12 protein-coding genes are annotated in these 13,772 nt (G+C 34.4%); 4 read left to right on the plus strand and 8 right to left on the minus strand.

The annotated features are described in order from the left end of the window. Positions 1-309: 309 nt before the first annotated feature. The 4 genes from BLP68_RS00245 to kal all read right to left on the minus strand — a co-directional run bounded on the left by BLP68_RS00245 (position 310) and on the right by kal (position 3,958). The gene (locus BLP68_RS00245) at positions 310-1,740 is read right to left on the minus strand and encodes a sigma-54 interaction domain-containing protein (RefSeq protein WP_091538588.1); all 1,431 of its coding nucleotides are present in this window, start codon (positions 1,738-1,740) and stop codon (positions 310-312) included. Positions 1,741-2,099: 359 nt separating this feature from the next. Continuing rightward, positions 2,100-2,741 (minus strand): fructose-6-phosphate aldolase, encoded by a 642-nt coding sequence (fsa, locus tag BLP68_RS00250; RefSeq protein ID WP_091538589.1) that lies wholly within the window; start codon positions 2,739-2,741, stop codon positions 2,100-2,102. A 6-nt stretch (positions 2,742-2,747) separates the two neighbouring features. Further along, complete coding sequence (gene kce / locus BLP68_RS00255; RefSeq protein WP_091538592.1) at positions 2,748-3,563, minus strand: 3-keto-5-aminohexanoate cleavage enzyme; 816 nt, start codon at positions 3,561-3,563, stop codon at positions 2,748-2,750. 14 nt (positions 3,564-3,577) lie between these two features. Next, the gene (gene kal / locus BLP68_RS00260; protein ID WP_091538595.1) at positions 3,578-3,958 is read right to left on the minus strand and encodes a 3-aminobutyryl-CoA ammonia lyase; all 381 of its coding nucleotides are present in this window, start codon (positions 3,956-3,958) and stop codon (positions 3,578-3,580) included. Positions 3,959-4,365: 407 nt separating this feature from the next. On the opposite strand from kal, the gene BLP68_RS00265 reads away from it, so the two are divergent. After that, the gene (locus tag BLP68_RS00265) at positions 4,366-5,736 is read left to right on the plus strand and encodes a sodium-dependent transporter (protein ID WP_091538598.1); all 1,371 of its coding nucleotides are present in this window, start codon (positions 4,366-4,368) and stop codon (positions 5,734-5,736) included. Positions 5,737-6,198: 462 nt separating this feature from the next. After that, positions 6,199-7,560: a sodium-dependent transporter gene (locus BLP68_RS00270; protein WP_091538601.1), complete on the plus strand. Its 1,362-nt coding sequence runs from the start codon at positions 6,199-6,201 to the stop codon at positions 7,558-7,560. A 45-nt stretch (positions 7,561-7,605) separates the two neighbouring features. Here the strand turns inward: BLP68_RS00270 and BLP68_RS00275 are convergent, their stop codons facing one another. The 3 genes from BLP68_RS00275 to BLP68_RS00285 form a co-directional block, all read right to left on the minus strand. Then, positions 7,606-9,486, minus strand: coding sequence for an LTA synthase family protein (locus tag BLP68_RS00275; protein WP_176758788.1), 1,881 nt, complete (start codon positions 9,484-9,486; stop codon positions 7,606-7,608). Between the two features lie 70 nt (positions 9,487-9,556). Continuing rightward, the gene (locus BLP68_RS00280) at positions 9,557-10,300 is read right to left on the minus strand and encodes a TIGR03915 family putative DNA repair protein (protein WP_091538606.1); all 744 of its coding nucleotides are present in this window, start codon (positions 10,298-10,300) and stop codon (positions 9,557-9,559) included. Between the two features lie 2 nt (positions 10,301-10,302). Beyond that, complete coding sequence (locus BLP68_RS00285; protein ID WP_091538608.1) at positions 10,303-11,592, minus strand: putative DNA modification/repair radical SAM protein; 1,290 nt, start codon at positions 11,590-11,592, stop codon at positions 10,303-10,305. A gap of 294 nt (positions 11,593-11,886) precedes the next feature. Between BLP68_RS00285 and BLP68_RS00290 the strand changes: the two genes are divergently transcribed. Together BLP68_RS00290 and BLP68_RS00295 are read left to right on the plus strand one after the other, a co-directional pair. Next, a complete protein-coding gene (locus BLP68_RS00290) occupies positions 11,887-12,117 on the plus strand; it encodes a helix-turn-helix domain-containing protein (protein WP_176758789.1) in 231 nt (76 codons plus the stop codon). A 167-nt stretch (positions 12,118-12,284) separates the two neighbouring features. Further along, complete coding sequence (locus BLP68_RS00295) at positions 12,285-12,869, plus strand: N-acetylmuramoyl-L-alanine amidase family protein (RefSeq protein ID WP_091538614.1); 585 nt, start codon at positions 12,285-12,287, stop codon at positions 12,867-12,869. Between the two features lie 220 nt (positions 12,870-13,089). Here BLP68_RS00295 and BLP68_RS00300 read toward each other — a convergent pair whose 3' ends face one another. Continuing rightward, positions 13,090-13,632, minus strand: a complete 543-nt coding sequence (locus tag BLP68_RS00300) for a hypothetical protein (RefSeq protein ID WP_091538616.1) — start codon at positions 13,630-13,632, stop codon at positions 13,090-13,092. Positions 13,633-13,772 lie beyond the last annotated feature (140 nt).

A 13,772-nucleotide genomic window follows, 5' to 3' on the forward strand; every position in this document is an offset into this window, starting at 1 on the left:
ATAGATTTTTATTAAATGTAATTTACAAGTAGTCAAATGTTCATATTTCAATTAAAAGTTATATTTTGAAGTATAATTTACATAGAAATTATTAGCAATTTAGGAAAACGTTTTTATTGTGTTAAGTGATATTATGTATTTTTTCTGTACAGCTGTATATTTTTTGCACAGTATTTAGCTTTTATAATTTCTTATTAATAAATCATGTTTAAGCCAGTGATGGATGAAAAAAATACTGATTTTCAGAGGTTTATCCGAAATTCAGTATTTACTGTATAAGCTATTAATTTATTAACTAGTGTCTGATAATCATACAGTAATGTTGTAGCGTTCCATTTTATCATAAAGGCTAGATCTAGATATCCCCAGCAGCTTTGCGGTTTTTAACTTATTTCCTTTTGTATCCTTTATATATCGAATAATTGTTTCTCTTTCCACTTCTTCTATTATCTCGCTTAATTGTCTATGTATTACATTTGACTTGATATGGGCTTCTTTCTTTGTTATATATCCCGGTAAATGCATTGATAGTATTTTTCCTTCTTCACCTAAATTCATGGCCCTTTCCAGTACATTTTCCAATTCCCTAACATTGCCAGGCCAGCTGTATGTCTTTAAAATATCCAATGCATCCTTATCTATGCCATCGACATATATACCAAGCTTACTTGAGAGCTTCTCCAATAGACTCTTTGTTAAAGCCTCTATATCTTCTAATCTTTCCCTTAAGGGGGGTACTTCTATGGTCATTACATTCAACCTATAATATAAATCCTCTCTGAACTCTCCCTTTTCAACTAATTCTTTCAAGTTTTTATTTGTAGCTGCTATAATTCTTACATCTATTTTAATGGGATTGGCTGCTCCAATCCGCTCTATTTCCTTTTCTTGCAAAACCCTTAAAAGCTTAACCTGCATCTTCAATGGCATGTCTCCTATTTCGTCTAAAAAAATACTGCCACCCTCAGCAAATTCGAATTTACCAACCTTACCTCCCTTTTTTGCCCCAGTAAAGGCTCCTTCTTCATATCCAAATAGCTCTGATTCAAGGAGGTCATGGGGAATAGCCCCACAATTTACTTTAATAAAGGGCTGATGGCTTCTTCTGCTTTCATTATGTATAGCGTGGGCAAATAGCTCTTTACCAGTACCACTTTCTCCTGTAATTAAAACTGTTGAGCCTGTTTTCGAAGCTTTTTTCCCAAATTCCTTCGCCTGTGCTGTCTTTCTGCTTCGTCCTATGATATTATCCCAGCTGTAATAAGCCCCTTGAATTTTTTGAAGAACCTGCTTATAGTGTTTTATTTCTGTTTGAAGCAGCTTATTCTTAACTATTATATTTTGAAATTCTTCCATATTATCAAATAAAACCATTCCAAACCCGTAGAGGACCTCGCCTTCATTATTTAGGATAGGAATTCTATGTACAATAGCAGTATGTCCATTGGCAAAGGTGTGCTTCCAAGCAATTTCCGACTTTTTGGTTTTCATGACTAAAGGAAATCGAGAGTTAGGATTAATTTCTTCAACCTTCTTGCCTATGGCCTCCTCCTTTGTCACTTCCAGAAACCTACAAAATTCGTTATTAATCATCATGATGTTAGTCTCTTCATCCACCAATATCATAGATACTGGTATAGGATCAAATATCTTGTAAAACCATTCAATTGTATTCTTATCCATTATTAGCTCTGCCTGACCAATTGCTTTGGGAATTAAATCTTCATTAGTATTAGTCATAAAAAAACACTCCCATCGACTTCTGATATTAGGAATATTATAACACAACTGTAAAAAAGAAATAATCAGTAATTAGAGCAATGAGTAATTAAAGCAATGAGTAATTAGTAATTAGTAATTAGTAATTAGTAATGAGTAATAAAAACAATGAGTAATAAAAACAATGAGTAATTAGTAAGGAATAATAGAGACTATGAATAATTAATAAAGAGTAACCAAAGGGAAAATTATTGAAAATGGAAAATTGCAAATCAATAATCAAAAATTAGAAATTATTGCGAAAAATCAAAGGACCGAATCTGTCGGCCCTATCATAGTTTTCTTTTCACTTTCAACTTTCTATTCTAACTTGTTGTTATTTACTTGGCATTCTCCCAATCCTTTAAAAATCGTTCTATTCCGCTATCTGTTAAAGGATGCTTCAGCATTTGCTTAAAAACAGCATAGGGAACAGTTGCTATATCTGAGCCAGCCTTAGCTGCTTCAATTACATGTATACTATGTCTAATACTGGCACTCAAAATTTCAGTAGAAATATTATGCATAGCAAAGATTGTCACTATTTCCCGTATCAATCCCATTCCCTCATGGCCGATATCGTCAAGCCTTCCTAAAAATGGACTAACATAGGTTGCTCCTGCCTTAGCTGCCAAAAGGGCTTGGGCTGCTGAAAAGACTAAAGTCACATTTGATTTTATTCCCATCTGCGAAAGGACTTTTACAGCCTTTAGCCCCTCCTCTGTCATGGGAACCTTAATTACTACATTGCTATGGATTTTTACCAGCTCTTTAGCTTCCTCAACCATTTCTTCTGAAATCAAACTTATAACCTCTGCACTTATGGGGCCATCCACCAGCTCAGTTATCTCTCTTATTACTTCCTTTAAGTCTCTTCCTTCCTTTGCAATTAGTGAAGGATTAGTTGTTACTCCATCTAAAATTCCCCATTCTGCAATTTCTTTTATTTCATTAATGTTAGCAGTATCGATGAAAAACTTCATATGATATTACCTCCCAATTCCTAATATATCACGGGCTTCGTCTGGTGTTGCAACTTCTCTACCCATTTCCCTAGCAATTCTAGCTATACGTTCAACTAATTGTGCATTAGAGGTTGCCAATCTCCCCTTTTCATAATAAATATTATCCTCGAAGCCTACCCTAACATGACCTCCTAGTATAATACCCATAACCGACAGTGGCAATTCATGTCTGCCAATACCGGCAATAGTCCAGGTTGAGCCTTTAGGTATGAAGCGAATCATATGCATTAAATCCTCTGGAGTGGCTGGGCATGCTCCTGGTACTCCAAGCACGAAGTCAAAATGTAGGGGCTCCTTTAGAAATCCTTTCTTCACTAGCTTCATTGCATTATCAATCATGCCTCGTTCAAAGATTTCCAGCTCTGGCTTTACGCCCAGTTCCTTCATTCTATATGCAAATTTCTCAATATATTCTTCAGTATTCATAAATACTTCACTACCAAAGTTGCAGGTTCCACAGCTGAGGGTCGCCATTTCAGGCTTAAGCTCAACAGGCTGTAGTCTTTCATCAGGTGTATGCCATACTGCGCCACCTGTAGAGGGTTGGAAAATGACATTGCATTTTGCTTGAATTTTTTCTTTTATTTCCTTATATATATCAAAAGATTGTGTAGGGTTTCCATTTTCATCCCTGGCGTGAACATGAACAATAGAAGCCCCTGCTTTATAGCAATCGAATGCAGCTTCTGCTATCTCATCTGGTGATACTGGTAGACTAGGCTGTAATTCACGAGTAACTTCAGCTCCTGTAAGAGCAGCAGTGATAATTAATTTTTCCATAAAAATACCTCCATTTACTTTCTCTGTTTATCCTTTGGCACTACACAGGTGCCTACTGCCCTACATACGACTATAGGCTCTTCCAAAACATCACAAGCAGATTCATTAATATCTGGTCTTGGGATAATTACTTTTCTAGCCTCAAAGCTCATTTTTCTTGAGCTATTGCCGATATGAGTGATTTCTCCTTCTGCTTCAATATAGTCTCCTGCATATACAGGTGCTTTAAACTCTACGCTTTCATAGGCAACAAAAAGACCCTCGTCACCATCTTGTCTGATTAAAAGCTCTGTGGCTACATCACCAAACAATTGAAGCATTTTAGCTCCATCTACAAGGTTACCTCCATAGTGGGCATCGTGCATACTCATTCTTATACGAATTAAAGACTTCATGAGTGTATCTTCCTTTCCATTTAATTTTAACCATCTAATAATAGATTATATTCGTTATATGTTTTTAAAAACCTTCCCATTTTATCCATTAACTTTATAAATATCCTTAAGGCCTATGAAAACGTTTCACCTAAATAAATACAACATTTTACCAGTTGTTAACTGAAATTAATAGATGTATGTTAAATATTTAACACTTGCATATATGGCTTTGCAGTTGTATAATTATTTAAATATAAAATATTTCAAATTTTCAGAACCTTTTAACAACTTAAATTTCTTATTAAATAATACATACTTTATATTAGGCTGTTAAAGGGCTCAATAAGCTTACAGGAGGTGATTTCTCGGGGAAGGGAGCTTTTAGTAATTATTGTTTATAATTTCAAATGAAAGGAGATTTTGCCATGAATTCAAACCAAACTAAGACTCTTAATGAGGGTACTAGAGAGCAGTGGGGCTCCCGTATAGCTTTTATTCTTGCAGCTGCTGGTTCTGCAGTTGGTCTAGGTAATATTTGGAGATTCCCGTATGTAGTAGGAACAAATGGAGGGGCAGCATTTGTTATCGTTTATCTTGTAATTATATTTTTAATTGGTTATCCTATGATGATTACAGAAATGTCTTTAGGTCAAAAAACCCACAAAAATGCAATTGGTGCCTTTAGGAGTTTAGCTCCAAATAGTCCTTGGTGGATTACTGGTGCTTTAGGAGTATTAGCAGGATTCGTTATCTTATCCTTCTATTCTGTTGTTGCAGGATGGGCTATGTCCTACTTCTTTAAAACCATTAGTGGTGCTCTAGGAGCGGGTACAGACTACGTAGGAACCTTCGTTGGTCATATAACAAACCCTGTTGCGACTGTATTGTGGCATGCAGTCTTTATGGTAATCACCCTAGCCGTTATCGCTGCTGGTGTTGTTAAAGGTATAGAAAGAACAGTTAAAATATTAATGCCTGCACTATTTGTATTATTATTGGCTTTAGTATTTAGATCAATGACTCTACCTGGCGCAGGTGCAGGTATTGCCTTCTATTTAACTCCTGATTTCAGTGAGTTAAGCGGTCAATCAATTCTTGGTGCCGTTGGTCAAGCCTTCTTTACTCTAAGCTTAGGTATGGGCTGTATGATTACTTATGGTAGCTACTTAAGTGATAAAGAAGAAATAGCTGATAATGCCGCTTGGGTTGTTGGCCTAGATACAGCTATTGCATTAATGGCTGGTTTTGCAATATTCCCAGCAGTGTTTGCTTTAGGCTTCGACCCAGCTTCTGGCGCTGGTTTAGCATTTATGACTTTACCTGGAGTTTTCGCTGCTATGCCTGGTGGAACTATATTCGGTGCAGCATTCTTCTTGCTATTGACAGTTGCTGCATTGACATCAGCAATATCTTTATTAGAGGTTGTTGTTGCATGGGTTGTTGATGAAAAAGGTTGGGATAGAAAGAAAGCTTCTTTAATAATTGGTGGATTAATCTTCGCTGTTGGTATTCCTGCCACCATCAGTATGAATGAAGTCGATTTCCAAATGTTTGGAATGCCATTCTTTGATGTATTAGATATTTTCCAAGAAAGTATCCTATTACCTCTTGGTGGTTTATTAACAGCTGTTTTTGCAGGTCATGTATATACAGCTAAAAAGCTTAAAGAAGATGCCAATAAAAACAGAGGAAAAATATTTATTGGTGGATGGTTTGATGTATTAATCAAGTACCTTGTTCCAATCGGCATTGCTGTAGTAATGGTTGTTGGCTGGTACGACGTATTCTTCAAATAGACTTTTAGATTAAGAGCACCGTTGCAAAGCGGTGCTTTTTTATTTCAATTATACAGAACAATATTTTTGTATATAAAAATTTAAAAATACATAATTTTGGTTAAATATTATCGAAGCACTACCGCCTATATATTTCCATTGTTTGTAATTTCAATAGCTCGAGGGCATTATGTTTAAATTTTCTGATTTGTTAATATATTAACCCTTGCATATTTTAAACAACAATAATATAATAATATACTATAAAGGTATGCGTTTTCTGAATATTATAATATTCTTTGAACAACACTAATTATTATATGCATCTATGTTTAAAGAAGATTCATAATTTTATTTTGCTTTTAGCTTAAAATATTTTAATAAGTATAACAATTTTTTCCTAAGCCCCCTTTAATCTAGGGGCTGGGAGTAAATAGCTCTTATATATTTATGAGCCAAAATTCAAAAGCGAGGAGGATTTAAATGAAAGACAATCAGATTCAACAAAGAGATCAATGGGGTTCTAAAATAGGCTTTATTTTAGCAGCCGCTGGATCAGCAGTAGGATTAGGTAATATCTGGAGATTCCCTTTTATGGCAGGAGCCAATGGTGGGGGCGCATTCGTATTCCTATATTTTGCAATCTTAGTTCTTGTTGGTTTTACTCTAATGATGGCAGAGTTAACTCTTGGTAGACATACACAGTTAAGCCCTGTTGGTGCCTATAGAAAGCTTAAAGAAAAATGGGCATGGGTTGGTGGACTTGGAGTTATAGCCGGTTTTCTAATTCTTTCTTTCTACAGTGTTATTGGTGGATGGGTAATTAAGTATATTGTACAAGCTCTTACAGGTGCCTTTACAATTGCTGACCCAGAGGTTTTAGGCGGAATATTCGGAGGATTCATTACAAACCCTACAGAACCACTTATTTATCATGCTATTTTTATGATTCTTACTTTAGGTATTGTTATTGGTGGTGTTAAGGGTGGTATAGAAAAGTATTCAAAAATATTAATGCCTGCACTATTTGTTATGATGATTCTTATTATGTTCCGTTCTTTAACTTTACCAGGAGCATTTGAAGGTGTTAAGTTCTTATTAGTACCAGACTTCTCTAAAATAACTGGTGGAGTAGTATTATCTGCATTAGGTCAAGTATTCTTCTCCCTAAGCTTAGGTATGGGTACTATGATCACATATGGTAGTTATTTAAATAAAGAAGAAAACCTTATTGATAGTTCTTTACAAATTCCATTATTAGATACAGCTATCGCTTTAATCGCTGGTCTTGCAATTCTTCCAGCAGTATTTGCCTTTGGATTTGACCCAGAGGGAGGCGCAGGACTATTATTTATCACATTACCTGCAGTATTTTCTCAAATGCCTTTAGGTTCTTTATTCGGAGTTTTATTCTTCGTACTTGTATTATTTGCAGCTTTAACTTCTTCAATATCTCTACTGGAGGTTGTTGTTGCATATGTCGTAGACGAAAAGAAATGGAATCGTAAAAAAGCAAGTATAGTTTTTGGTGGACTAATATTCTTAATGGGTATACCATCTTCATTAGGTATCGGTGTATGGGAAAAAGTTACAATAATTCCTGGTTTAGATATTTTAGACTCTGTAGACTTTGTTGCAAGTAATATCTTATTACCATTAGGTGGATTGCTATTATGTATCTTCATCGGATGGGTTTGGGGACTTGATAATGCCTACAAGGAAGTTACAAATGACGGTAAAATCAGCTTCCCAATGATGAAAGTATGGGGCTTCCTAGTTAAATGGGTTGCACCAATAGCTATTGCAATAGTATTCGTACAAGGAATTATAGACGTATTTAAGTAAAAAGTATAATTCAAAAGCACTGTTGAAAAATCAACAGTGCTTTTTTTATTCTCTTTCTTCAAGTATCTTTAATATATCTAGCGGACCCACCAACGGTAATAGATCATTTTCCAAAATAAATTCTGATAAATATATCTCAACCAAAGCCCTTTGGTACCCCGCCCTAAAATCTTCTAAATCCATTTCTTCTCCAGTAAGTTTATTCCACCCACTACTATTTTCAAAAACTCCATCCTTCGACATTATAAATACCTTGTCATTATCTATAAAGGACCCCATAGCTGTATGAATGAAGGTTGCAACAAATCCCTCTTTGTTATTTAAGAGATCTTTACCCATTTGATGGGTATTTTCTATAGTAATGTTAAGTAGATTTGCCATGGTGGGAAAGAAATCAATCATCCCACCAGCTATTGTAATTTCTTCGTTGATATCACCATCAGGAACATGAATGATTAAAGGCACCATAAGCATTTCATCCACTCGAAGCTCTTTATCAAGGAAATCTTCCAAAAGGGCTAGAGTTTCTTCGTCCTGTGTTTTTAGTCCATGATGATCTCCATAAATTACTATTACTGAATTTTCATAAAGACCTGCTTCCTTTAAGTCGTTGATTAATTCACCTATTGACCTATCTAAGTAGTTCACAGTATGAATATAGTCACCAAAAATTGTGTCTTGATAAGGTTCTGGGACAAATAAGGTCTTATGGTCCTCCTCCATTAAAAAGGGATAATGGGAGGTTAATGTAATAAAGAAGGAGTAAAAGGGCTGATCAATAGCACTTAAATATGGAATCGCTTGTTTAAAAAGAGACTTATCGCTTAACCCCATGCCTATTACTTCATCTTCTATTAAATCCTCTGTGCTTATAAATGTGTCGAAGCCCATATACGGATACATTGTTCTTCGATTCCAAAACTCAGGTTCATTACCGTGAAATACAATAGTACTATAACCTTCTTCCTTCAAAACATTAGGCAGAGATATAAGGTTTTTGCCTTCATAGCTTTTATAGCTATAGTTTTTTAAGGATGAATGAAGACCATTGTGGGATACAAACTCTGCGTCTGAGGTGTTTCCCCACCCCACCTGTTCATAATATTGGGAGAAGTAAAAACTGTCTTCTTTTATCAGCTGATTAAGGACAGGAGTTATGGGCTGTCCATTAATATCTTCATTAATAACAAAGGCTTGTAGCGATTCGGCTTGAATTACAATAATATTTCTTCCAGCTATTAACCCGGTATATTCCCTTTCATATAGATCAGTTTCTTCTATAATAACCTCTTCTATAACATTGGCAAAACCAGCGGGAATTGTTTCGTTTCTAAATGCTTTAAGAATATCATATATGTGATAATTTATCACACCAAGGTTATATGGTGTTAGAATCACATCATCTGTTCTTTTAAGCATAAAATGCCCAAATACTGAGGTGAATACCATTACAAAGGCCATTAATAATGTAAGGGCATGTCTTGGTCTCGTTGAGAGGGTGCTTCTGCCCTTATATTTGCGATTAAAGTACCACATTAGAGGAACTATATCTATAAAGAACAAAAGGTATTGAAGCCTCAAAATAGAATAAATACTTCCCCCTACTCCTCTTAAATGGCGTATTTGGTAAATGATATGAATAGGTAGTACCGTACCAAAATGTCTAAAATATAAGCTATTAGCAAAAAAAAGAAAGGATATTATAATATTTATTATTAAAAAGGTTTTAAATCTATTTACAGTTTTTAATAGCGAAGTCATTATTAATATTGCCATTACTGTAAAAGTATTTAAAACTGAAATAGCAATATAATTTCGTTCAATTCCAATAAAGCTATGAAAAACTAATAGCTTTAATAGAATTAAACCACTGAATAGAAATAAAACTTCATTTTTTTTGTCCTTTGAAAAATGTTGTTTTATCATCATTAGTCCCCCTGATGCAGTTAAAATCTATTTTAAAACTATTTTAGCATATAGGGCATGTTTTTACCAATCAAGATTGCTTCTTTTCAGTTAAAAATTTCCAATACCTAGTAGGCATAAAGTTTTTTTGGAGTTTAGGATTTCTTCTTTCACTTATTGATATACTTTTAAAATATGTTTTCCATAGTTCTTGATACAATTCCTCTTCTGCCCCTACTGATGCCTGTAGCTTCATATCAACCTCCGTCAAAAACCATTCCTTTTTATCGTACACAGCAGCAGCTCCTCTTTTTACATCATGTATCATCCAATGTTGATCTGCCATCCGATTAGCAAAATGAGGCGCCAGCAATCCTATAATATGATAGTCAGGTTCGATAGGTGCATAGTAAAAATCCTCTTTAATCAATTGAAATCGGGTAAGTCCCAACATCCTATGCTTTTCACGACTTACCTTTTTACTAATTTTATGCATATTTAATACATGTTGATTTGTTAACAGAAAATCCACCTGATAGCCCATCCTAAAGGCTATTAGTAGGTATTTGTATATAACCGTTGGTGCCTCCTTTAGCTCAGAAAGAAAGACATGATAAACATGCCTTAGAGCATCTTGAGAAATCTTCTTTTTAATTGCTTCATATACCTTGTTTGATTTAGTTATATCACTTTCAATATAGATTCTATTGTCTATAAGGTTAGGTTCATAATATTCATCTGAAACTATTGCTCTAGGCTTTATATCGGTATAATATGCTTCATATATAGCTGTTAAGAGCCCCTCAAAGCTATTGTCATAAACAAAAATAATCATGGCTATAACTCTCCTGTTATAATTGATTCCTTTAGTTGGTATACATCAAATAATGACAGCTGCTTTTCTTCTGGTTTATTTTGTACCAATATAGGTTTGGAAATTAGACACTGCCGTATAAGCCTTTCTTGCAAACCTACCTCTCCGTAATACTTTCCTTGACAGGTTATAAAATAACGTGCCCTTTTCATAACAACACCTATTTTTTTTAATCCATCATAGCTTATTGGGGCCATCCGCCTAGCAGCTACTATTCTTCTGGCGGATTGTACTCCAATTCCTGGTATCCTCAAAAGCATCTCTATCTCAGCTTTGTTTATCTCTATAGGAAACAAATGCATATTTCTTAACGCCCAATCACACTTTGGATCTAATAGTGTATCGAAATTGGGCTGTACTTCATCTAATAGTTCTGTAGCCTGAAAGCCATAAAACCTTAATAGCCAATCTGCTTGATATAGTCTATGCTCCCTCAGGGTGGGCGGACTAGCTAAAGTTGGTAACTGTGGATGAATACCTATTGGTACATAAGCAGAATAATATACCCTCTTTAATTGGAAGCGATTATATAAACCCTCTGATAGCTTAAGAATTTGATAATCATGATCTGCCGTTGCTCCAACTATCAGCTGTGTACTTTGGCCAGCTGGAACAAAGGAGGGACTACTTTTGAAGATTTTTTTCTCTTCCTTATGCTGTTTCATTTGCCTCGTTATGAGGCTCATGGGCTTAATAATTTCTTCCTTTTTCTTTTGTGGAGCCAGAAGCTTTAATCCTCCACTACTGGGTAATTCGATATTTACACTCATACGATCAACATACTTACCAGTTTCATAAATAAGCCTACTATCAGCTCCAGGTATTGCCTTAACATGAATATATCCATTGAACCGATGTTCATTTCTTAATAGCTTAACCGTAGTTAGTAATAGCTCCATGGTATGGTTTGGATCCTTCATAATGGCAGAGCTAAGGAATAACCCTTCAATATAGTTTCTTCGATAGAAATTGATTGTAAGCTGAGCCACTTCATCAGGTGTAAAGGCCGCCCTAGGCAAATCATTAGATGACCTATTAACACAGTAGGCACAATTATATATGCAATAATTAGTCAATAAGATTTTTAATAGAGAAATACAGCGTCCATCATCGGACCAGCTGTGGCAAATACCACTTATGGCTGCATTTCCAATGCCCCCCTCCTTATTCTTTCGGGAGCTTCCACTGGAGGAGCAGGAAACATCATATTTTGCAGCATCTGCTAAAATTGTCAATTTATCTAGAATTTCCATGCAAGGACCCTCCATGAGAAATTTAATAATTAGGAATTAAGAACTGAGAGTTAAAGGTTTAAATTTTTACCTATTAGATTGTATAAGTAAATTGTATCATATTATTATTATATGTCAAACATATGTTCGAGAAGTCATTACTAATGAGTCCTCAGTAATTAATAATTATTAAATGAAAAAGTAAATTCCATATTGCACCAGTAAATTCTGTATAGATGGAATTTAAATATGCATACCCATTCCTGTATAATTAAAGGGCGGTTGATTGCCTGCCTGTGCAGGAATGAGGTTAACATGAATAAGAAACCAAGAGGCAATCAAAAACATTTAACATTATCACAGCGAATTGAAATCGAGAAAAGTCTTTTAGCTGGAGATTCTTTTGCGGCTATTGCCAGAAAGATAGGTAAAGATCCAAGTACCATTTCGAAAGAAATAAGAAAACATTCTAAAATTGCTGAAAACAAAAACACAATAATAACAGGTATGCTCCCACTACCCCCTTGTAAGTTAAAATTAATTTAGTTCTTGTAACGAAATCATTAATTACTAATTTTTTTGTTAAATGGTTTACAAAATCTATTTTATTTTCTTCTTATTAAGTGTAAGACAAAACGAAATGGCCATTGAAGTGAAGTCTTATTATGAAAGGATAACGATAAAAATATTTCAAAAGAGAAAGGATTGATACTATGAGCTTACAAGGCAAAAAAATTTTAATCGACCCTGGCCATGGTGGTTGGGATTCAGGAGCAGTTGGTACTTTAAAAGGAAATCAAATTTTAGAAAAAGACCTTGCTTTAATGTTTGCATTATCGACGCAAAGTTACCTAGAAAATGCTGGAGCCACTGTCATTATGACCAGAGACTCTGATGAGTATATTGGTATTAATGACCGTTGGGAAATGGGACGAGATAATAGCGTGAATGCTGTAGTTAGTATTCATTGGAATTCTGGAAGTGGATCTGCTAAAGGTACCGAAACATATTATGCACAAAATCGTCCTCAAGACATGGCTTTTGCTCAAACTATTCAAAATAAAGTGATTGAATGGATGGGTACAGAAAATCGTGGTGTTAAAGATGACACAAAATCTGCTCTTGGTTTTTTAGGTGTGTTAAGATATCCTTCAAGTACTAGTTACCCTAGAGCTTTAGTGGAAGTAGAGTTCATTAGCAATGAAACAGCTATGAATAGATTAGATTACCCACTTTATGAAGCTTCTTTAGACTTTGCTGCTGGCATCTTAAAAGGTTTGGAAGAGTACTTTGCTTAGATCCTAAACGTACTTTTTCAGACAGAAATTTAAAAAAAGCATCAAATAAAGCAATTTAAGCGTAAAAGCTTATAGCATGTACTAGGAGAGTATCTATAATAAACGATCTTTTTTATTATAGATACTCTTCTATAGTTTGTAATATTTTCTGGTATTTCTCATGTACTATTGTTCAATAACACATCAATAAGTTTCACATACAATGAATAATATTTAATGACTATACATCAAACTCTACAGATATGATCTGCCACTCTTTATTAATTAATTTGAACCCTAATTTTAAGAATGTTGGTGGTGATGCTACCTCTCTTTGTTCATCAATATAAATTTCTCGTATAAAAGCTTTTGCAGTTTTATTTTCAATGTCATAATCAAACCCCTTGATATAATAATAATCAAACTCATAGTTAGAATTAGATCGGTATAAAGGCATTTGAATTTTTTCATTTGCATATTCATAAAAGAGAAAAAGGTCACCATTTCTTTCTTCTAAGCGAAATTCATCCGACAATAGTTTTTCTAATTCCTCTTTTTCACCATTTGTATGGGCTCTGATGAATAAACTAGCGAGGTTGAGAATGTCGATAACATTCGTATTTTCTTGTATGAAACCCTCAATCACAGATGTCAGTTCTACCTTTTCCTGTTTTAATGCATTAGTAACCAAAATGTTATTGTTGTAAAGAAGCGTAATACGTAAAGAATAAATCCCTAATAAAAGCAATAGAACAATTAACACTTTGACAATATGTTTTCTCATTATATTTACCTCCTAATATTCAAGTACTCCATTGATAGCATATGCTAAAGTTTATTTTGTTTAAAAAATGAAATTGAAATTAACTTTTTTTATAAATTTTACCATATATAGGAATATGAATCAAATAAAGTTACTCATCC

This window comes from Alkaliphilus peptidifermentans DSM 18978 (assembly GCF_900101495.1).
Lineage (GTDB): Bacteria > Bacillota > Clostridia > Peptostreptococcales > Natronincolaceae > Alkaliphilus_C > Alkaliphilus_C peptidifermentans.

Bases quoted from the DNA above. Each gene is read 5' to 3' on its own strand.
- fsa (WP_091538589.1), bottom strand. From the start codon at position 2,741: ATGAAGTTTTTCATCGATACTGCTAACATTAATGAAATAAAAGAAATT.
- kce (WP_091538592.1), bottom strand. From the start codon at position 3,563: ATGGAAAAATTAATTATCACTGCTGCTCTTACAGGAGCTGAAGTTACT.
- BLP68_RS00265 (WP_091538598.1), top strand. From the start codon at position 4,366: ATGAATTCAAACCAAACTAAGACTCTTAATGAGGGTACTAGAGAGCAG.
- BLP68_RS00295 (WP_091538614.1), top strand. From the start codon at position 12,285: ATGAGCTTACAAGGCAAAAAAATTTTAATCGACCCTGGCCATGGTGGT.
- kal (WP_091538595.1), bottom strand. From the start codon at position 3,958: ATGAAGTCTTTAATTCGTATAAGAATGAGTATGCACGATGCCCACTAT.
- BLP68_RS00280 (WP_091538606.1), bottom strand. From the start codon at position 10,300: ATGATTATTTTTGTTTATGACAATAGCTTTGAGGGGCTCTTAACAGCT.
- BLP68_RS00300 (WP_091538616.1), bottom strand. From the start codon at position 13,632: ATGAGAAAACATATTGTCAAAGTGTTAATTGTTCTATTGCTTTTATTA.
- BLP68_RS00275 (WP_176758788.1), bottom strand. From the start codon at position 9,486: ATGATAAAACAACATTTTTCAAAGGACAAAAAAAATGAAGTTTTATTT.
- BLP68_RS00245 (WP_091538588.1), bottom strand. From the start codon at position 1,740: ATGACTAATACTAATGAAGATTTAATTCCCAAAGCAATTGGTCAGGCA.
- BLP68_RS00290 (WP_176758789.1), top strand. From the start codon at position 11,887: ATGAATAAGAAACCAAGAGGCAATCAAAAACATTTAACATTATCACAG.
- BLP68_RS00285 (WP_091538608.1), bottom strand. From the start codon at position 11,592: ATGGAAATTCTAGATAAATTGACAATTTTAGCAGATGCTGCAAAATAT.
- BLP68_RS00270 (WP_091538601.1), top strand. From the start codon at position 6,199: ATGAAAGACAATCAGATTCAACAAAGAGATCAATGGGGTTCTAAAATA.